This window comes from Azospirillum baldaniorum (assembly GCF_003119195.2).
In the GTDB taxonomy this organism is placed as follows: domain Bacteria; phylum Pseudomonadota; class Alphaproteobacteria; order Azospirillales; family Azospirillaceae; genus Azospirillum; species Azospirillum baldaniorum.
Genome location: NZ_CP022254.1, coordinates 502,044 through 520,643 on the forward strand (window position 1 = coordinate 502,044; position 18,600 = coordinate 520,643).

The 18,600-nt window shown below is 69.3% G+C and carries 18 protein-coding genes; 8 read left to right on the top strand and 10 right to left on the bottom strand.

All coding sequences use genetic code 11. The annotated features are described in order from the left end of the window. Positions 1-185 precede the first annotated feature (185 nt). The 3 genes from Sp245p_RS16675 (at position 186) to Sp245p_RS16685 (ending at position 4,366) form a co-directional block, all read left to right on the top strand. Entirely contained in the window at positions 186-662 is a 477-nt protein-coding gene (locus tag Sp245p_RS16675; protein ID WP_014197272.1) for an SRPBCC family protein, read from the top strand. 141 nt (positions 663-803) lie between these two features. Beyond that, on the top strand, positions 804-2,168 hold the full coding sequence (gene trmFO / locus Sp245p_RS16680) for a methylenetetrahydrofolate--tRNA-(uracil(54)-C(5))-methyltransferase (FADH(2)-oxidizing) TrmFO (RefSeq protein WP_014197273.1): 1,365 nt from the start codon (positions 804-806) through the stop codon (positions 2,166-2,168). A gap of 137 nt (positions 2,169-2,305) precedes the next feature. Beyond that, positions 2,306-4,366: a methyl-accepting chemotaxis protein gene (locus Sp245p_RS16685; protein WP_244439453.1), complete on the top strand. Its 2,061-nt coding sequence runs from the start codon at positions 2,306-2,308 to the stop codon at positions 4,364-4,366. A 10-nt stretch (positions 4,367-4,376) separates the two neighbouring features. On the opposite strand, the gene Sp245p_RS16690 is transcribed toward Sp245p_RS16685, so the two are convergent. After that, positions 4,377-5,231: a phytoene/squalene synthase family protein gene (locus tag Sp245p_RS16690; RefSeq protein ID WP_014197276.1), complete on the bottom strand. Its 855-nt coding sequence runs from the start codon at positions 5,229-5,231 to the stop codon at positions 4,377-4,379. Positions 5,232-5,351: 120 nt separating this feature from the next. On the opposite strand from Sp245p_RS16690, the gene Sp245p_RS16695 reads away from it, so the two are divergent. From Sp245p_RS16695 to Sp245p_RS16710, 4 genes are all read left to right on the top strand, one after another. Then, entirely contained in the window at positions 5,352-6,224 is an 873-nt protein-coding gene (locus tag Sp245p_RS16695; protein ID WP_014197277.1) for a squalene/phytoene synthase family protein, read from the top strand. A 39-nt stretch (positions 6,225-6,263) separates the two neighbouring features. Next, positions 6,264-7,199 (top strand): presqualene diphosphate synthase HpnD, encoded by a 936-nt coding sequence (gene hpnD / locus Sp245p_RS16700; protein WP_014197278.1) that lies wholly within the window; start codon positions 6,264-6,266, stop codon positions 7,197-7,199. 8 nt (positions 7,200-7,207) lie between these two features. Beyond that, positions 7,208-8,524 carry a hydroxysqualene dehydroxylase HpnE gene (gene hpnE, locus Sp245p_RS16705; RefSeq protein WP_014197279.1) on the top strand — a complete coding sequence of 439 codons (1,317 nt, stop codon included), beginning with the start codon at positions 7,208-7,210 and terminating at the stop codon, positions 8,522-8,524. Between the two features lie 68 nt (positions 8,525-8,592). After that, a complete protein-coding gene (locus tag Sp245p_RS16710; protein WP_014197280.1) occupies positions 8,593-9,198 on the top strand; it encodes a superoxide dismutase in 606 nt (201 codons plus the stop codon). 86 nt (positions 9,199-9,284) lie between these two features. On the opposite strand, the gene Sp245p_RS16715 is transcribed toward Sp245p_RS16710, so the two are convergent. The 5 genes from Sp245p_RS16715 to Sp245p_RS16730 all read right to left on the bottom strand — a co-directional run bounded on the left by Sp245p_RS16715 (position 9,285) and on the right by Sp245p_RS16730 (position 13,514). Continuing rightward, complete coding sequence (locus tag Sp245p_RS16715) at positions 9,285-9,662, bottom strand: Mth938-like domain-containing protein (RefSeq protein WP_014197281.1); 378 nt, start codon at positions 9,660-9,662, stop codon at positions 9,285-9,287. Positions 9,663-9,689: 27 nt separating this feature from the next. Then, positions 9,690-10,643 carry a protein translocase subunit SecF gene (gene secF, locus Sp245p_RS35780; RefSeq protein WP_014197282.1) on the bottom strand — a complete coding sequence of 318 codons (954 nt, stop codon included), beginning with the start codon at positions 10,641-10,643 and terminating at the stop codon, positions 9,690-9,692. 12 nt (positions 10,644-10,655) lie between these two features. Beyond that, complete coding sequence (gene secD, locus Sp245p_RS35785; protein ID WP_014197283.1) at positions 10,656-12,254, bottom strand: protein translocase subunit SecD; 1,599 nt, start codon at positions 12,252-12,254, stop codon at positions 10,656-10,658. Positions 12,255-12,290: 36 nt separating this feature from the next. After that, positions 12,291-12,662: a preprotein translocase subunit YajC gene (gene yajC, locus Sp245p_RS16725; protein ID WP_014197284.1), complete on the bottom strand. Its 372-nt coding sequence runs from the start codon at positions 12,660-12,662 to the stop codon at positions 12,291-12,293. A 111-nt stretch (positions 12,663-12,773) separates the two neighbouring features. Next, positions 12,774-13,514, bottom strand: coding sequence for a hypothetical protein (locus Sp245p_RS16730; RefSeq protein ID WP_014197285.1), 741 nt, complete (start codon positions 13,512-13,514; stop codon positions 12,774-12,776). A 138-nt stretch (positions 13,515-13,652) separates the two neighbouring features. Between Sp245p_RS16730 and Sp245p_RS16735 the strand changes: the two genes are divergently transcribed. Continuing rightward, entirely contained in the window at positions 13,653-14,510 is an 858-nt protein-coding gene (locus tag Sp245p_RS16735; RefSeq protein WP_014197286.1) for an ATP-binding protein, read from the top strand. On the opposite strand, the gene Sp245p_RS16740 is transcribed toward Sp245p_RS16735, so the two are convergent. Genes Sp245p_RS16740 through serS form a run of 4 tightly spaced genes read right to left on the bottom strand, consistent with a single transcriptional unit; the run spans position 14,467 to position 18,533 of the window. Continuing rightward, positions 14,467-15,765, bottom strand: a complete 1,299-nt coding sequence (locus Sp245p_RS16740) for a peptidoglycan DD-metalloendopeptidase family protein (RefSeq protein WP_246119786.1) — start codon at positions 15,763-15,765, stop codon at positions 14,467-14,469. The genes Sp245p_RS16735 and Sp245p_RS16740 overlap by 44 nt on opposite strands. A gap of 38 nt (positions 15,766-15,803) precedes the next feature. Continuing rightward, the gene (locus tag Sp245p_RS16745) at positions 15,804-16,457 is read right to left on the bottom strand and encodes a protein-L-isoaspartate(D-aspartate) O-methyltransferase (RefSeq protein ID WP_014197289.1); all 654 of its coding nucleotides are present in this window, start codon (positions 16,455-16,457) and stop codon (positions 15,804-15,806) included. Between the two features lie 28 nt (positions 16,458-16,485). Next, a complete protein-coding gene (surE, locus tag Sp245p_RS16750; protein WP_014197290.1) occupies positions 16,486-17,268 on the bottom strand; it encodes a 5'/3'-nucleotidase SurE in 783 nt (260 codons plus the stop codon). Continuing rightward, complete coding sequence (gene serS / locus Sp245p_RS16755; RefSeq protein WP_014197291.1) at positions 17,268-18,533, bottom strand: serine--tRNA ligase; 1,266 nt, start codon at positions 18,531-18,533, stop codon at positions 17,268-17,270. The genes surE and serS overlap by 1 nt, the downstream gene beginning before the upstream one ends. Positions 18,534-18,600 lie beyond the last annotated feature (67 nt).

Consider the following 18,600-nt stretch of genomic DNA (forward strand, 5'->3'; position numbering starts at 1 on the left):
GGACTTTTCGTTTCGCTCCCAAATGAAACGGCCGGTTCCGCACAGGCGGGACCGGCCGTTGTCTTGCCGGTCCCTCCACTGTTCGTCCTACCAACGTACAAGTTTCAATCCCTCCCCGCTCGGCTAGGATTTCGAGGCGCGCCCAATGAAGCGCGCCGGAACAGCCGAACAACGGAGGGAACCCCATGCGCACCCTGTTCGCGATCATGGCCGCCATGATTGCGCTGGCAAGCCCGGCCCTGGCCGTCGAGGTCACGGAATCGACCACCTTGCCCTACCCGGTCGAGAAGGTCTGGCAGCAGATCGGCCCCTTCTGCAACCTCGGCACATGGCATCCCGCCGTGGAAAGCTGCACCCTGCGCCGGAAGGACGGCGCGCAGAAGCGCGTGCTGGCCCTCAAGGGCGGCGGCGCGATCGAGGAGCGGCTGCTCTCCTCCTCCGCCAGCAGCCATCGCATCCGCTATTCGATCCTGACCAGCCCTCTGCCGGTCAAGGACTACGCGGCCTCCCTGTCGGCCGAACCGGCGGGCAAGGGCACGCGCGTCGTGTGGAAGGCGCGCTACACCTCCAACGGCGCCAGCGATGAGGAATCGCGCAAGGTGATCTCCGGCATCTTCACCGCGGGCTTCGACGGGCTGAAGCAGAAGCTCGCCGCCCAGTAAGTCACCGCTGTTCTGCGGAGCGATCAGGAGCGCCGGACCGTAGGGGCGCTTCTGGTCGCGATTCCGCGCCGTGGTCCGGTTGGTCTTGCCGTGGCGACAATGACGGTCTACTTGTTCGGCAACTTTGTGAAAGTTGCTGATATGGTCGACACGTCCCATTCCCCCGTTCACGTCATCGGCGGCGGCCTTGCCGGGTCCGAAGCCGCTTGGCAGCTCGCCCAACGCGGCGTTCCCGTCGTGCTGCACGAGATGCGGCCCGTCCGCCCGACCGAGGCGCACAGCACCGACCAGTTCGCCGAACTGGTCTGCTCCAACTCCTTCCGGTCGGACGACGCGGAGTACAACGCCGTCGGGCTGCTGCACGAGGAGATGCGGCGCTGCGGTTCGCTGATCCTGCGCTGCGCCGACGCGCACAAGGTGCCGGCGGGCGGTGCGCTGGCCATGGACCGCGACGGCTTCGCGGGCGCGGTGACCGAGGCGATCACCGGCCATCCGCTCATCATCGTGGAACGCGGCGAGGTCGCCGGCCTGCCGCCGGAAGCGTGGGACAGCGTCGTCATCGCCACCGGCCCCCTCACCTCCCCGCCGCTGGCCGAGGCGATCCGCAGCTTCACCGGCGAGGAGTCGCTGGCCTTCTTTGACGCCATCGCCCCCATCGTCTATCTGGAGAGCGTGGACCTGTCCAAGGCGTGGTTCCAGTCGCGCTACGACAAGCCCGGCCCCGGCGGCACCGGCAAGGACTACATCAACTGTGCCTTCGAGAAGGACGAATACCGCGCCTTCATCGACGCCCTGCTGACCGCCGAGAAGGTGGACTTCAAGGAGTGGGAGAAGAGCACGCCCTACTTCGAAGGCTGCCTGCCCATCGAGGTGATGGCGGAGCGCGGCGTCGACACGCTGCGCTACGGCCCGATGAAGCCGGTCGGCCTGACCAACCCGCACAAGCCGGAACGCCGCCCCTACGCGGTGGTCCAGCTTCGCCAGGACAACGCGCTGGGCACGCTCTACAACCTCGTCGGCTTCCAGACCAAGCTGCGCCACGCCGAGCAGGCGCGGATCTTCCGCATGATCCCCGGCCTGGAGAAGGCGGAGTTCGCGCGGCTGGGCGGCCTGCACCGCAACACCTTCCTGAACAGCCCGCGCCTGCTGGACGGCGCGCTGCGGCTGAAGGCCCAGCCGCGCATCCGCTTCGCCGGGCAGGTGACGGGCTGCGAGGGCTATGTGGAAAGCGCCGCCGTCGGCCTGCTGGCCGGGCGCTTCGCCGCCGCCGAGCGGCTGGGCGGCGAGCCGGCCGCCCCGCCGGTCACCACGGCGCTGGGGGCGATCCTCGGCCACATCACCGGTGGCGCCAACGCCGACACCTACCAGCCGATGAACGTCAATTTCGGCCTGTTCCCGCCGGTGGACGAGCGCATCCGCGGGCGCGACCGCAAGCTGGCCTACACCCGCCGCGCGCTTGAGGACTTGGAGGGGTGGCTAAAGGCCGCACCCGCTGTCGCCGTCTGAGGCCCAGCAATTTCGGGAAATTTATCACGGAACGATAATAAAGATCATAAGTAACGCTTAACCAATGCCGTGGGACACTTTCTTTCGAATGAGCGAGAAAGACTTCCAGCGGGATGGTTATGATTAAAACAAAATCATTGGTTGCCAAACAGGTGATCGTCATCGTGACGGTGACGATCTTTTCCCTGGCGGTCGGAATTGCGGCCCTGACAACCAAGAGCGGGTCGGACATCGAAACCCTGGCCTTCCAGAGCGGGGAACAGCTTGGCCACCGTTACGGCGAGATGGTCCACGCCCGGCTGGGCAACGCGATGGAGGCCGGCCGCTTCATCGCGACCTCGCTGGTCGGCCTGAAGGCCGCGGGCCGCACCGACCGGGAGCAGCTCTCCATCTGGCTCAAGAGCATCGCCGAGGCCAACCCGGATTTCCTCGGCGTGTGGGTGGGGATGGAGCCGAACGCCCTGGACGGCCGTGACGCGGAGTTCGCCAACAAGCCGGGCTCCGACGCGTCCGGCCGGTTCCTTCCCTACTGGAACCGCGGGTCGGGAACGGTCGCGCTGGAGTCCCTCGTCGGCTATGACGAACCGGGCTCCGACGGCGCCTATTATCAGATCCCGAAGCGCACCGGGCACGCCATGGTGGTGGAGCCCTACAGCTACACGGTCGCCGGCCGGAAGGTGCTGATGGTGTCCATGTCCGTCCCGATCGTCGAAAACGGCCGGGTTATCGGGGTGGCCGGCATCGATCTGTCCACCGACGGCATCTGGTCCATGCTGAAGACGGTGAAGCCCTTCGACAGCGGGTCCATCCACCTGATTTCCAACGACGGCGTCTGGGCCGGCCATCCCGACAGCGAGCGGATGGGGCAACCGATCGGCAAGTCGGACCCGGCGCTTGACGCTGCCAAACCGGCCATCCGCGCGGGCCGGAGTTTCGAGCAGATGTCGGTCGCCGATGGACAGCCCGTGAAACAGCTGTTCCTGCCGGTGACGGTCGCGGGAACGGAAACACCCTGGTCCCTGCTGGTCAACCTGCCGCTCGACAAAATCAACGCCCCCGTTCGCGAACTGCGCAACGCCACCATCATCGGCGGGCTGGTCCTGCTGGCCGCCCTGGTCGCCGCGCTTCTGTTCGCCAGCCGCAGCATCGTCGGCCTGCCGCTGCGCCGCACCATCGCAACGCTGGACGCCGTGGTCGCCGGGGAGCGTGGGGTGGTCATCACCGACACCGGCCGCACCGACGAAATCGGCGCCATCAACAAGGCCCTGAAGCTCTTCCAGGACAACACCACCCGCATGGCGGAGCTGGAGGAGGAACGCCACCGCGAGGAGCAGCGCGCCGCCGAACGCCGCAAACGCGACCTCGCCGACGTCGCCAGCCGGTTCGAGGCGTCGGTGGGCGGTGTCGTGCGCAACGTGTCGGACCAGGCGGGCGAGATGCGCAGCACCGCGCAGAGCCTGTCGGCCATCGCCGCCCAGACCGACCGTCAGGCCGCCGCCGTCTCCACCGCCGCCGAAGAGGCCAGCCAGAACGTTCAGACGGTGGCCGCCGCCACCGAGGAGCTGAGCTGCTCCATCCGCGAGATCAACGAGCGGATCGGCCGCTCCTCCCAGATGGCCACGGAGGCGGTCGCCGAGGTGGAGCGCACCAACAGCACGCTGGAAGGGCTGGCCACAGCCGCGCAGAAGATCGGCGACGTGGTGAACCTGATCCAGGGCATCGCCGGGCAGACCAACCTTTTGGCGCTCAACGCCACCATCGAGGCCGCCCGCGCCGGCGAGGCCGGAAAGGGCTTCGCCGTCGTCGCCAGCGAGGTGAAGAATCTCGCCAACCAGACCGCCAAGGCGACGGAGGATATTTCCCGGCAGATCGCCGACATGCAGACCGTCAGCGGCACGGTGGTCGGCGTGATCCAGGCGGTGGGGCGGAGCATCATCGCCATCAACGAAACGATCACCGCCATCGCCGCCGCCGCGGAGCAGCAGGGCGCCGCCACCCAGGAGATCAGCCGCAACGTCCAGCAGGCGTCGATGGGAACCGCCGCCGTGTCGGTGAACATCGGCGGCGTGACCCAGGCGGCGGGCTCTACCGGCTCGATGGCCGATCAGGCGCTCAACGCCGCCGGCGACCTGTCGCGGGAGGCCGACCAACTCCGCCAGGAGGTGGAGCGGTTCGTGGCGATGATCCGCGCCGCCTGACCGACACGGGTCAGAACCTGCCGCGCAGCGCCGCCCAGGCCAGCTTGGCGTGGCGCAGCGGGTGGGGCATCAGAACGCGCGCGGCGAAGGGGTCGTTGCCCTCCCGCGCCAGCGCGTCCAGATGCAGCCCGGCCAGCACCGCCGGCAGCAGGGCCGGCAGGGCGGCGCGCGGCACAGAGCGGCGCAGCGCGCGGGCCTTCGCCAGATGGTCGCGGGCGGCCTCCGCCACCTCGCGCGCCACGGGGCGCAGCTCGGGGGTGGAGCGCAGCTCGAACAGGTCGCCCTGCTTGGCGCCGTGCGCGGCCATGCGGTCGGCGGGGAGAAGCTGGCGGTGCTGGCGGGCGTGGAAGGGCACCGCCCGGACGATGCCGGCCAGCGCGTAGCCGATCCCGGCCTGACGCCCGGCCTCCATCGCCTCGGCCCCCTTCGCGCCGAGGATCTCCAGCGCGAGCTGGACGAGCGGCGCGCCGGTGACCTCCGCGTAGTTGACGAGGCAGGACAAGTTGGCCGGCGGGGTGTCGTCCAGATCGGCCTCCCGCGCGTCGATCAGCCGGTCGAACAGGGAGCGGCTCAACCCGCCCTCCCGCACGGCGGCGGCCAGCGGCTCCATCACCGCGTGCTTGGGCACGGCGCCGCCCTCGTAGATCTTGTCCAGCCCGTCGCGCCAGAACTGCAGCCGCATCTGGCCCAGCACCGGTTCGGTCACCACCTCGCGGGTCTTGGCGATCTCCAGGTTGAAGGCGTAGAGGGCGAACAGCGATTCGCGGCGCTCCGCCGGGGCGAAAAGGCACGTCAGGAAACGGTCGTTGTCATATTTCCTCACCTCCCGTCCGCAATAGGACAGGTCGGGGGTCGCCTTCGCCATGTGATGCCTGTTCTGGAAAAATGGGGGTGGCACAGTTTGGAAGCGGGGCAAAGCCCGCAAGCGCCTTATATTAGGCAGACAGGCTCTCCACACCAGCCCCGACGCGCAGCAGGCGGAACAATGGCCGATTTCAACGTCGCCCCCACCAAGCCCCGCAAACCCAGCCCGGTCGCCCGCAAGGACGCGGACTCGGAGAATTTTCCGGTCGCCTCGCGCCTGCTCCCGAAGCATCTCAGGCCGCATGTCATGGCCTTCTACCGATTCGTCCGGCTGGGCGACGACATCGCCGACGATCCCGATCTCGAGCCGGAGACCAAGCTCGCCTATCTGGAGGCGCTGGAACGCTCACTGACCACCGGGCAGGCCAAGCACGCCTATCTGAAGCCGGCGCTGGACCTGCGCGCCAGCCTGCAGGCGACCGGCGTCAGCGACCGCCACCCCCGGCAGGTGCTGCGCGCCTTCCGGCGCGACGCGGTGGGCGCGCGCTGCCACAGCTGGAGCGACCTGCTGCTCTACTGCCGCTTCTCCGCCAACCCGGTCGGGCGCTACCTGCTGGACCTGCATGGCGAAGGCGTGGCCGCCGGGCCGGCGTCGGACGCGCTGTGCACCGCCCTCCAAGTGCTGAACCACCTTCAGGACTGCCGGGAGGACTGGAGCCAGCTCGGGCGCTGCTACATCCCGCTGGTCTGGTTCGACGATTCGGCGATCAGCGTCGAGCGGCTGGTCGAGACGGAGAGCGACGCCAAGCTGCGCGCCATCTTCGACCGCACGCTGGAGCACACCGACCGGTTGCTGGAACGCGCCGCCCCCCTGCCCGGCCTGATCCAGCACCGCGGGCTGCGGATGGAGGCGTCGGTGATCCTCAGCCTCGCCGAATCACTGGCGCAGCGGCTGCGCAGCCGCGACCCGCTGAAGAAGCGGGTGGTGCTCGGCACGCATCATAAGCTGTTCGCCACCGCACGCGGGCTGGCGCGCGCCATCGGGAGCAAATAGACTCCGCCCCCTTCGACCGCCACCACGCAGGACCGACGTATGCCGCAGCCATCGCTGGATTCGACACAGAGCGACACCGCCGGCAGCCCGGCTGCCGCGGCGGCGGCGGTGACCGGACGGTCGGGCAGCACCTTCTACTGGCCGATGCTGCTTCTCCCCCGCTCAAAGCGGGCGGCGATGTTCGCCATCTACGCCTTCTGCCGGCGAATCGACGACATCGCGGACGAGCCCGGCGAACCCGCGGAGAAGCGCGCGGCGATCGACGCCTGGAGGACGGAGATCCGCGGCCTCTATGCCGGCGGCGCGCCGTCCAGCTCCCTGGGGGCGGCGCTGAAGGGTGCTATCGAACGCTACGGCCTGCCGCGGGGCGAGTTGGAAGCGCTGATCGACGGCATGGCGATGGACATCCCGGCGGACGACGGCAACGGGTCCGGCAGCAGCGGCGGCATGACCGGCCCGGCGCTGCCGACCCTGCGGCTCTATTGCCGCCGCGTCGCCGGCGCGGTGGGCATGCTGGCGATTCGCGTGTTCGACCGGGCGGACGCCTCCACCGAGGCCTTCGCCCTGGCGCTGGGCGAGGCGTTGCAGCTGACCAACATCCTGCGCGACCTGACGGAGGACGCGGAGATCGGCCGCCTCTACCTGCCGCGCGAGTTGCTCGACGATGCCGGCATCGGCAGCTCCGACCCCGCCACGGTGCTTGCCCACCCCAACCTGCCCCAGACCTGCGAGGCGCTGGCGGTTTTGGCCGAGGAGCGCTTCGCCGAGGCGCGACGGGCGCTCGCCGAGGGGCAGTCCGCCGGACGGCGCGGTTCGCTGTGGGCGGCGGTCGCCATGATGGTGCTGTACCACCGGCTGCTGGTGCGCCTGCGCGCCCGGGGCTGGCGCGATCTCGACCAGCGGGTGCGGGTCGGCAAGCGCGAATGCGCCCTGGTGGCCGTGCGCTGCGCGCTCGGCTATCCGCCCGCCGCCTGACGGGCGTCTTGGGCACCGTCCACATCGTCGGCGCCGGCCTTGCCGGCCTGTCCGCCGCCGTCCGCCTGACCGAGGCCGGACGGCGGGTCGTCTTGCATGAGAGCGCGCCGCAGGCCGGGGGGCGCTGCCGCTCCTTTTACGACGCCACCCTGAACCGCGTGGTGGACAACGGCAGCCATCTGGCGCTCAGCGGCAACCGCTCCCTGCTCGGCTATCTGGAGCGCATCGGCGCCGGCGGCGCCCTGACCGAGCTGCGCCCCGCCGCCTTTCCCTTCCTCGACCTCGGCAGCGGCGAGCGCTGGTGCCTGCGGCCCGGCGGGCTGTGGCTGTTCGACAAGGCGCGCCGCGTGCCGGGAAGCCGCCCCGCCGATTACCTCGCCGCCCTGCGGACGCTGACGGCCCGCCCCGAGGCGGCGGTGGCCGACGCCCTGCCCCCCGGCGGAGCGCTGTACGAACGTCTGTGGCGGCCGCTGGCCGTGTCGGTGATGAACGGGGCACCGGAGCGGGTGTCCGCCCGTCTGTTCGGGGCCGTGCTGCGGGAAACGCTGCTGCGCGGCGAGGCCGCCTGCCGCCCCCTGTTCGCGGAGAAGGGCCTGTCCGCCGCCCTGGTCGATCCGGCGGTGGCGTGGCTGGAACGGCACGGTGCCGAGCTGCGCACCGGAGTGCGGGTGGACGGGCTGGAGCGCGCGGGTGATCGTGTGGCCGCCCTGTCGGTGGATGGGGAGCGCATCGCGCTTGGCAACGACGACGCGGTGGTCCTGGCGGTGCCCGCCTGGATCGCCGAGCGTCTGCTTCCCGAGGCGCTGCCCGTTTCCCCTCCGGCCGCCGGGCGTGCCATCGTCAACGCCCACTTCCGCCTGCCAGCCCCGATCGACCTGCCGGGCGGCCTGCCCTTCCTGGGATTGGTGGGCGGAACGGCGGACTGGCTGTTCCGGCGCGGCGACGTGCTGTCGGTGACGGTCAGCGACGCCGACGCGCTCGCCGGTCAGCCCGCCGAAGCGCTCGCTGCCACCCTGTGGCGCGACGTGGCGAAGGCAATGGGCGCGCCCGACATGGCCCTGCCGCCTTTCCGAATCATCAAGGAGCGCCGGGCGACTCCGGACCAGCCCCCTGTCCATGCGGCGAATCGCCCCGGTGCCCGAACCGCTTTGAAAAACCTTATTCTGGCCGGCGATTGGACGAAGATGGGGCTTCCGGCGACACTCGAAGGTGCGGTTCGCTCCGGCGAGTTCGCCGCACGCGCGGTCCTGAACGCAAGGATTACCACCTTTTCGCGCCTCGGCCTTTTTCCAGCCTTCACTTTGCCGCGCCGCGGGCCTATTTGAGCGGACGGAGGTGCCGTGCCGCAAGGCGCGGGCCGAGATGGGACAATCCAAGAAGAGAGGGTAACTCAATGGCGTTCGAACTGCCGCCGCTCCCGTATGGCTATGATGCTCTGCAGCCGTTCATGTCGTCGGAGACGCTGCACCTGCACCACGACAAGCACCACCAGACCTACGTCACCAACCTGAACAACCTGACGAAGGACAGCCCGCTGGCCGACGCCAGCCTGGAAGACGTCATCAAGCAGAGCTACGGCGATGCCTCCAAGCAGGGCCTCTTCAACAACGCCGGTCAGGTGTGGAACCACACCTTCTATTGGCAGAGCATGAAGAAGAACGGTGGCGGCGCCATCCCGGGCGAGCTTGAGAAGCGCCTGATCGCCGACTTCGGCAGCGTCGACAAGTTCAAGGAAGAGTTCTCGAACGCCGCCATCACGCAGTTCGGCTCGGGCTGGGCGTGGCTGTACATCGACGGCGGCAAGCTGAAGGTCACCAAGACCTCCAACGCCGACACGCCGCTGGCCCAGGGCCACTTCCCGCTGCTGACCGCCGACGTGTGGGAGCACGCCTACTACGTCGACTACCAGAACCGCCGCGCGGACTTCGTGAAGGCGTTCCTGGAGAGCCTGGTGAACTGGGAGTTCGTGGCCGAGCGCCTGTCGAAGGCCCCGGCCTGATCCTTCACCGGATCGCCAGAACGGAAAAGGCCCCCGATCCGGGGGCCTTTTTTGTTGGTCTCTTCCGGTCGGGCCACCGACCCGGCTCACACCGGCAGCAGCGCCGCCCCGACCCGCCGGCCTTCGGCCAGCAGGACGTTGTAGGTGCGGCAGGCCGCCCCGGTGTCCATCACCTCGACCACCAGCCCGGCGTCCCGCAGGCCCTGGCGCAGCGCCTTGGGCAGAAGCTGCATCCGGGCGCCGGAGCCGAGCAGGAGGAACTCCACCCGCGGCTCCGCCTGGATGAGCGGGGTGAAATCCTCCGCCGTCAGGGCGGTGAAGTCCTGGGGGCGCCAGGGCTCCGTGCGGTCGGGAAGGACCACGACCGCGCCAGTGCGCCATTGCCCGGACACGCAGAACTGCCCGTCCCCGTAGCCGTCGATGACCTGACGGTCCGACGGGATGATCGGCGTGATGTCCGCCATCTCTGATCCGTTTCCTGTTCTTGTCGCTCAGGGCGTCGGATTGGCGGCCGGGGCCGCGCTCTCCGCCGGCGCGTTGCGGCGCAGCCGGTTCTCGCCCAGGAACAGCAAGATGGGGGCGGCGATGAAGATGGACGAGGAGGTCGCCAGGAAAATGCCGAAGATGAGAACGATGCCGAAGTCCTGCAGCGCTTCGCCGCCGAAGAAGGCCAGCGGCAGGATCGACAGCAGCGTCGACATGGAGGTGCCCAGCGTGCGGTTCAGCGTCTCGTTGATCGAGCGGTCGATCAGTTCGCGCAAAGGCATCTTCTTGTAGATGCGCAGGTTCTCGCGCATGCGGTCATAGACCACGACCTTGTCGTTGGTCGAATAGCCCATGATCGTCAGAATCGCCGCGATGGCCGTCAGGTTGAACTGCATCCCGGTGATCGCGTAGAAGCCGACCACCTTCGTCACGTCCAGAAGCAGCGTCACGATGGCGCCCAACCCGAACTGCCATTCGAAGCGGAACCAGATGTAGACGAGCATCGCCAGCAGCGCGAGGCCGAGCGCCAGCATGCCGTTGAAGAACAGCTCGCCGCTGACCGACGCGCCGACCGCCTCGACGCGGCGCACCGTGGTGCCGGGAATCTCCTGGGCGAGCGTGGCCCTCACCTTGTCGGCGGCCACCTGCTGGGCCGCGTCGTCGCCCGGCTGGCGCTCCAGCCGGATCAGCACGTCCTGGGGCGAGCCGAACTCCTGCAACGCCACCTGCCCCATGTTGAGCTGGTTCAGCGTGTGGCGCAGCGAGGCGAAATCGGCGGCCTGCGGCGTGCGCGCCTCGATGACGATGCCGCCGCGGAAGTCGATGCCGTAGTTCAGGCCGGGATAGAAGAACAGCACCACCGACGCGATCGACAGGAACGCCGACACGATCAGGCCGGCGTGTCGCCCGCGCATGAACTGGATGTTGGTGTTGTCAGGGACCAGACGAAGCCGGAACATGGGAATGACCTCTTACACCGGCAGGGCGGCCGGCCGCGTCTTGCGCAGCCAACTGACCATCATGAGACGCACGAGCACGGTGGCCGTGAACAGCGAAATCAGGATGCCGAAGGTGATGGTGACGGCGAAGCCCTTGATCGCGCCGGTGCCCAGCACGAACAGGATGGCCATCTTGATGGCGGTGGTCAGGTTGGCGTCCACGATGGTGGAGTAGGCGCGGCTGAAGCCGGCCTCGACCGAGCCGAAGACGCCGCGGCCCTTCTTGGTCTCCTCGCGGACACGCTCGTTGATCAGGATGTTGGCGTCGACCGCCAGACCGAGCGACAGCAGGATACCGGCGATGCCCGGCAGGGTCAGCGTCGCCTGGAGCAGCGACAGCGCGGCCAGCGTCAGGACGGTGTTGACCAGAAGGGCGAAGCAGGCGAAGGCCCCGAACAGACCGTAGGCGGCGATCATGTAGGCGCAGACCAGCACAAAGCCGATGCCCACCGCCATCAGGCCGGCGCGGATCGAATCGGCGCCGAGGTCGGGACCGACCGTGCGCTCCTCGATCACCTTCAGCGGGGCCGGCAGCGCGCCGGCGCGCAGCAGCACGGCGAGGTCGTTGGCGTCGGCGGCGGTGAAGTTGCCGCTGATCTGGCCGCGTCCGCCGGTGATCGGCTCGCGGATCACCGGGGCGCTGATGACCTTGTTGTCGAGCACGATGGCGAAGGGCCGGCCGACGTTGGCGCGGGTCACATCGGCGAAGCGGCGGGCGCCGATGCTGTCGAATTCGAAATTGACCACCCACTCGCCGGTCTGCGGGTTGCTGCCCGCGGTGGCGTTGGTCAGGTTGGCGCCGTCCACCTCGACCTTCTTGCGGATGACGTAGGCGCTCTGCGCCCGCCCGCCTTCCGCCGAGGGCAGGATGTCGGTGCCCGGAGGGGCGCGGCCGGCGCTCGGGTCGGCGTTCATGTCGACCAGACGGAAGGTCATCTTCGCGGTGGTGCCGAGAAGCCGCTTCACGCGGTCCGGGTCCTCGACGCCGGGAAGCTGGACCAGGATGCGGTCGGCGCCCTGGCGGGCGATGGTCGGCTCGTTGACGCCGGTCTCGTCGATGCGGCGCCGCACGATCTCGATGGATTGCTCGATGGCCTGGGTGGCGCGCTCGCGCAGGGCGATCTCACTGAGCCGGGCGGTGACGCTGCCGCCGCTGGCGGTGACCTCCAGGTCCGGCTGGCCGCCGCCGAGCGGTCCGCCGCCGATGGTGTTGGCGAGCTGGCGCAGCGCCCGCACCGCCGTGTCGGCCTGCGCCGGGTCGCGGAGCTGCACGGTGATGCCGCGGTCGCCCGGGTTGATCGCCGTGTAGCCGACATTGTCGTTGCGCAGCTGGGTGCGCGCCGAATCGACCAGACCTTCGACGCGGTCACGGATGACCGCGCCCATGTCCACCTCGAGCAGCAGGTGCGACCCGCCGCGCAGGTCGAGGCCGAGGTTGACCCGGTTGTGCGCGTACCAGTTCGGCAGGGCCGACAACGTCTCACGGCTGAGAAAGTTCGGCAGCGTGAGGATGGTCCCGAGCACGCAGATCGCGACGATCAGAAAAATCTTCCAGCGCGGAAAATACAGCATTCGTAAACCAGTCCCGTTCGCTACCGGAGAACCGCGTTACTTGCGGTCCACGACCTTCTCTTCAGCCTTCTCGTCGGCGCTCTTGGCCGGCTCGGACTTCGACAGCACGAGGTTCACGGTGGAGCGCATGACGCGGACGCGGACGTTCTCGGCGATCTCGACCTGAAGCTCGTCGTCCGGGCCGACCTTGGTGATCGTGCCGATGATGCCGCCGCCGGTCACCACGCGGTCACCGCGGCGGATGGACTCCAGCATGCCCTTGTGTTCCTTCATCTTCTTCTGCTGCGGACGGATCAGCAGGAAATAGAAGACGACGAAAATCAGAATCAGCGGCAGGAACTGCACGATCATGTCGGCCCCACCGGCGGCGGGCGCGGCGGTCTGTGCATAGGCCGTCGAAACGAACATCTGGAGGCTCCCTGTGGTTTGGTTCCGAAGGCGCAGCGGGCGCTCGCGGACGCGGCGACTATAACGGTCCGGGCCGTCGATGCAATGGAATAGGGGTACGTCCGCCGGGCTTCAAGGGCCGCGGCTGTCCATCACGGCAAAGAGAAGCAGGAAGCGGCGCGTGCAGGGCGCCTCCACCGGCTCCACCCCATGGAAGGACCGGTCGGACGGCGCGTAGGCCAGGAGATGGTTCGGCAGGAAGGGCGCTGTGCCGGCCAGCTCGAAATCCTCGCGCGGGAACCGTTCGGTCGAGCGCCCGGCGTTGGCGGTGAAGGACGGGTCGCGGGGCCGGTACAGCGCCGTGCCGAGATCGGGGCGGCGGCCGTCCGCCGGCATGTAGAGCAGCATGGACAGGAAGGTGCCGAACACGTCGGTGTGGGGCAGCATGGCGTGGCCCGCATGGTCCTCGACCAGACGCGCGTAGACCATGGCCGGCCGGCTTCCGATCGGCGTTTCCAGCTTGGCGGCGAGCGAGGGGAAGCGCGGCGCCAGCCGCCTCAGCGTCTCCGGCCCGAACAGGCAGTCGCGAACCTCCCGCCAGACCGCTTCGGCCTCCGGCTCCATCTCCCTCAGATTGCGGTCGGTCAGGACCATCTGATAGCGCTGGGGAAGGCTGTCCATCTGCAGGAGGGCCAGCGCCTCGAACCTCGGCCACTGGGCGACGGCGCGGGCGTAGAGGTCCGCCGGCAGGGCGTCCGGCACCACCAGATGCGGAAAGGGGTCCTCGCGAAGGGGCGTCTCCTCCAGCCGCCGCAGCACATGTTCGGCGCTCCCCGCCGGCTTCGGGAGATCGGTGGAACGTTCTGCGTGCATGGCCGGCCCTCGGTTCGCGCTTGGCGCACCATAGCGGCGCGCACGCCTCCCCCGCAAGCGCGCCTCCTTGTCCGGCGCCGGGCCGGCGGGTTAGGGTCGGCGCAACGAAACCGGAAGAAACGCCTGCGAAGGAACACGATGTCGGACGCCCAACTGCTGCCCCTCCTCACCCGCATCGCCGAGGCCCTGGAACGGCTCGCCCCGCCGCCGCCGGGCCGGCTCGACCTCGGCGCCGCCGACGCCTTCGTCTGGCACGCCGATCCCGACCGGCTGGAGCCGGTGCCCACCGTCAACCGGGTGGAGATCGGCCTGCTGCGCGGCGTCGAGCGGCAGCGCGACATCCTGCTGGACAACACCACCCGCTTCGCCACCGGCCTGCCCGCCAACAACGCCCTGCTCTGGGGCTCGCGCGGCATGGGCAAAAGCTCGCTGGTCAAGTCGGTGCACGCCGCGGTGGCGCAGGACCATCCCGGCACGCTGGCGCTGGTGGAGATCCACCGCGAGGACATCCCCACCCTGCCCCGCCTGCTCGCCCGGCTGAAGGACGAGCCGCGCCGCTTCATCCTGTTCTGCGACGACCTGTCCTTCGACCATGACGACGCGCACTACAAGTCGCTGAAGGCCGTTCTGGAGGGCGGGATCGAGGGGCGCCCGGAGAATGTGGTGTTCTACGCCACCTCCAACCGCCGCCATCTGATGCCGCGCGACATGATCGAGAACGAGCGCTCCACCGCCATCAACCCGGCGGAGGCGGTCGAGGAGAAGGTGTCGCTGTCCGACCGCTTCGGCCTGTGGCTGGGCTTCCACAACTGCGACCAGCCGACCTACTTCGCGATGATCGAGGGCTACGCCGCCCGCTTTGGGCTGGACATCCCGGCGGAGCAGCTGCGGGCCGAGGCCGTGGAATGGTCGGTGACCCGCGGCAGCCGCTCCGGCCGGGTGGCCTGGCAGTTCATCCAGGACCTGGCTGGCCGTCTGGAGAAGCCCCTTCGCTGACCCGCGGCTCCATGCGGTCGCGCGGATCGACCGCCTGGCTGCCCTTGCGCAGTTCGAAGTGAAGCTGCGGGCTCGTCACCGATCCGGTCTGGCCGACCGTGCCGATGGCCTGCCCGCGCTTCACCGCCACGCCCCGCTCGACGTCGATGCGGTCGAGATGGGCGTAGGCGGTGATGAAGCCGTCCGAATGCTTCACCAGCAGCAGATTGCCGAAGCCGCGCAGCTCGTTGCCGGCATAGGCCACGACGCCGTTGTCGGCGGCGACCACCGTCGTTCCCTTGGCGGCGGCGATGTTCAGGCCGTCGTTGTGCAGACCGTCCGGCTTCGGCCCGAAGGTCGAGATCACCTTCCCCTTCACCGGCCAGAGCAGGCGCCCGGTGGCGCGCTGCGCCGTCGCCTGCTCCGCGGCCTTTGGCGGCGGGGGCGGAGCGGCGGCGACCTCCTGGGCCGGCGCCGGCGGCGGCGGCGGGACCGGAGCGGCCTCGACAACGCGCGGAGCGGGCGCCGGCTCCGGAACGGCGGGCTTCTGGCCGGGCGGGCGCAGCGAGGTCGGGGCCTGCCCCGGCTGATAGACGGGCGCTCCGGTCGCCGCCTCCGGCGCGACCGCCGGCTTGGCGCCGGGCACCGGGGCGAGGACGGTCGCGGTCTGCGAGGGGCTCTCCACCGGGGCTCTTTCGACCGGGGCCGGGGCCGAGGCGCCCGGAGGCGGCAGCTCCGCCGCCTGGATGGACCCGCGCGACACCTGCTTGACCGGGGCCGAGGCCACCACGCCGCCGACGGCGGCCCCCGCGCTGGAGGACGGCGCCTGGGCCACCGCGGTGCCGCCCGGGGCGTCACCACTGCCTGGGCCACCCGGCAGGCGCAGCGGTTGCCCGGCCTGCACCGCGTAGGGCGCGGTCAGGCCGTTGAGCCGGGTCAGCTCGCTCATGTCCGCGCTGAACATGCGGGAGATGCCATAGAGCGTGTCGCCGCGCTGGACGATGTACTGGCGCGACACCGGCAGGACGAGACGCTGGCCGACCTGCAACTGGTAGGGCGGCGACAGGTGGTTGACCTCCAGCAGGTCACGCAGCGGCACATTGTAGCGTCGCGACAGCGAATAGGCGGAGTCCCCGCGCTGCACGATCACCGCGCCGCCGATGGAGTCCGGGGAATTGGACACCGAGGTAACCGGCGCCAGATCGCCGGTGCGCTGCTGGCAGGCGGCGAGCAGCGGGATCAACGCCAGCGCCGCGAGGAGGGCGCGCCCAGACACGCTGGATGTGACGCCAAGTGACACGCCGAACGGGCCGGCTACTCCGTTCCTGGCGGAGACGGAGGGTCGGACAGCAACGGTACGAAGCGGACGGGCCACAAGTCCTCCCGTGTAAGACCGGTTTCGGTCCGCCGGATGCGGACGACCCGCTGGCCGCGGTAGTCGCCCCCCAGCGGGATGACCATGACACCACCAACGGCGAGCTGATCCGTCAAGTCCTTTGGCGCATCGGGGCCTCCGGCGGCCGTGACCAGTATGCGCTCGAACGGCGCCTGTTCGGGCCAGCCCTTCGTCCCGTCGCCGTGGCGGGTCGTGATGTTGTTCAGGCGCAGCGCCTGGAATCGCCCCTCCGCCTCGGTCAGCAGCGGGCGCAGCCGCTCGACGGTGTAGACCCGTCGGCACAGCCGCGACAAAACAGCCGCCTGATAGCCGGAGCCGGTGCCGATCTCCAGCACCGTCTGCCGCTCCCCCAGCTCCAACGCCTGGGTCATCAGCGCCACGATCAGCGGCTGGCTGATGGTCTGGCCCAGATCGATGGGAAGCGCCGTGTCCTCCCACGCCTGATCCTGGAAGGGGTCGGGGACGAAGCGCTCGCGCGGTATTCGCTCGATCGCGGCCAGAACCCGGGTGTCGGTCACGCCGTTGCGGCGCAACGCCATCAGAAGCCGGATCTTGCGTGCCTCGACCGTCACATCCTACCCGCTCACATTGGAAACGACCTCACTCGAACGCGTGCCGCAAGGTCTGGAGCGTCGGCGTGTGCGTCAGATCCAGATAGACCGGCGTCACCGAAATGCCTCCGTGGAAGACCACATGGATGTCGGTGTCCGGCGCCACGTCAGCCTCGCCGCGCAGGGTCCCGATCCAGATATAGGGTTTGCCGCGCGGATCGACACGTTCCACCAGCTCGTCGCCGATCTTGCGCTTGCCGTGGCGGACGACCTGGATGCCGCTGACCTGATCGGCCGGACAGGCCGGGAAGTTCACATTGAGCAGGACGTATTTCGGCCAGGGCGTGGACACCGCCTTGCGGACGACCTCGGGCCCCCAGCGCTCCGCCGCCGACCAGTCGATCTGGGCGCGGTTCTCGTAGTGCTGGCTGAGCGCGATGGCCGGGACGCCCAGCAGGGTCGCCTCCATGGCCGCCGCGATGGTGCCCGAATAGGTCACGTCCTCGCCGATGTTGGAGCCCTGGTTGACGCCGGACAGGACCAGCGTCGGACGGGCGTCCTTCATGATGTGGTTGACGGCCAGCAGGACGCAGTCGGTCGGCGTGCCGTCCACCGTGTAGCGCCGCTCGTCCAGCTGGCGCAGGCGCAGCGGCCGGTTGATGGTCAGCGAGTGGCTGGCCGCCGACTGCTCCATCTCCGGCGCCACCACCCACACGTCGTCGGAGATGGAGCGGGCAATGGCCTCCAGAACCTTCAGGCCCGGCGCGTGGATGCCGTCATCGTTGGTGACGAGGATGCGCGCGTTCGACAGGTCGAGCGGATGATCGAACATCAGGCGGTGATCCTTTCCAGCCCGCGCATGTAGGGCCGGAGCGCTTCGGGAACCAGGATGGAGCCGTCGGGCTGCTGGTAATTCTCCAGCACCGCGATCAGGCAGCGCCCGACCGCCACGCCCGAGCCGTTCAGCGTGTGGACGAACTGCGTCTGCTTCTCGCCCTTCGGACGGCAGCGGGCCTTCATGCGGCGGGCCTGGAAGTCGCCGCAGTTCGAGCAGCTCGAAATCTCGCGATACATGCTCTGGCCGGGCAGCCAGACCTCGATGTCGAAGGTCTTGCGCGCCGAGAAGCCCATGTCGCCGGTGCACAGAGTCACCACGCGGTAGGGCAGCCCCAGCCGCTGCAGGATGGTCTCGGCGCACTGGGTCATGCGCTGGTGCTCCGCCTCCGACTGGTCCGGCGCGGTGACGCTGACCATCTCGACCTTCCAGAACTGGTGCTGGCGGATCATGCCGCGCGTGTCGCGGCCGGCCGACCCGGCCTCGGCGCGGAAGCAGGGGGTCAGCGCGGTGTAGCGGTGGGGCAGTTCCTCCGTCGCCACGATCTGGTCGTTGACGAGGTTGGTCAGCGGCACTTCCGAGGTCGGGATCAGATAGTGATCGCCCGTGCGGAACAGGTCCTCCTCGAACTTCGGAAGCTGGCCGGTGCCGAACAGGGCGTTGTCGCGCACCATCAGCGGCGGCGCGATCTCGGTGTAGCCGTGCTCGCCGGTGTGGATGTCCAGCATGAAGTCGGCGAGCGCGCGCTCCAGCCGGGCCAGCCCGCCTTTCAGAACGGTGAAGCGGGCGCCCGACATGCGCGACGCCGCCTCGAAATCCATCAGGCCCAGCGCTTCGCCCAGTTCGAAATGCTGCTTGGCGTCCGCGATGGCCTTCGGCTCGCCCCAGCGGCGGATTTCGACGTTGGCGCTCTCGTCCGGGCCTTCCGGCACATCGTCGGCGGGCAGGTTCGGGATGGAGGCGAGCAGGCCGTCCAGCTCGGCGCCCAGCGCCTTCTCCTCCTCCTCGACCTGGGGCAGCCGCTCCTTGAGCTGCGCCATCTCCTCCATCAGCGGTTGGGCGTCGCGGCCCTCCCGCTTGGCGAGGCCGATCTCCTTCGCCGCCTCGTTGCGGCGCGCCTGCATCTCCTGAAGCTGGGTCTGCGCGGCGCGGCGGCGCGAATCGAGGTCCAGCACCGTCGACGACATCGGCTCAAGGCCCCGGCGGGCGAGACCGCGGTCGAAGGATTCGGGGTTCTCACGGATGGCGCGAAGGTCGTGCATGGCTCACGGCGATACGGAATGGGTGGGAGGCTGGTTATAGTCCGCCGCCGGGTGAAGGTCCAGAGGC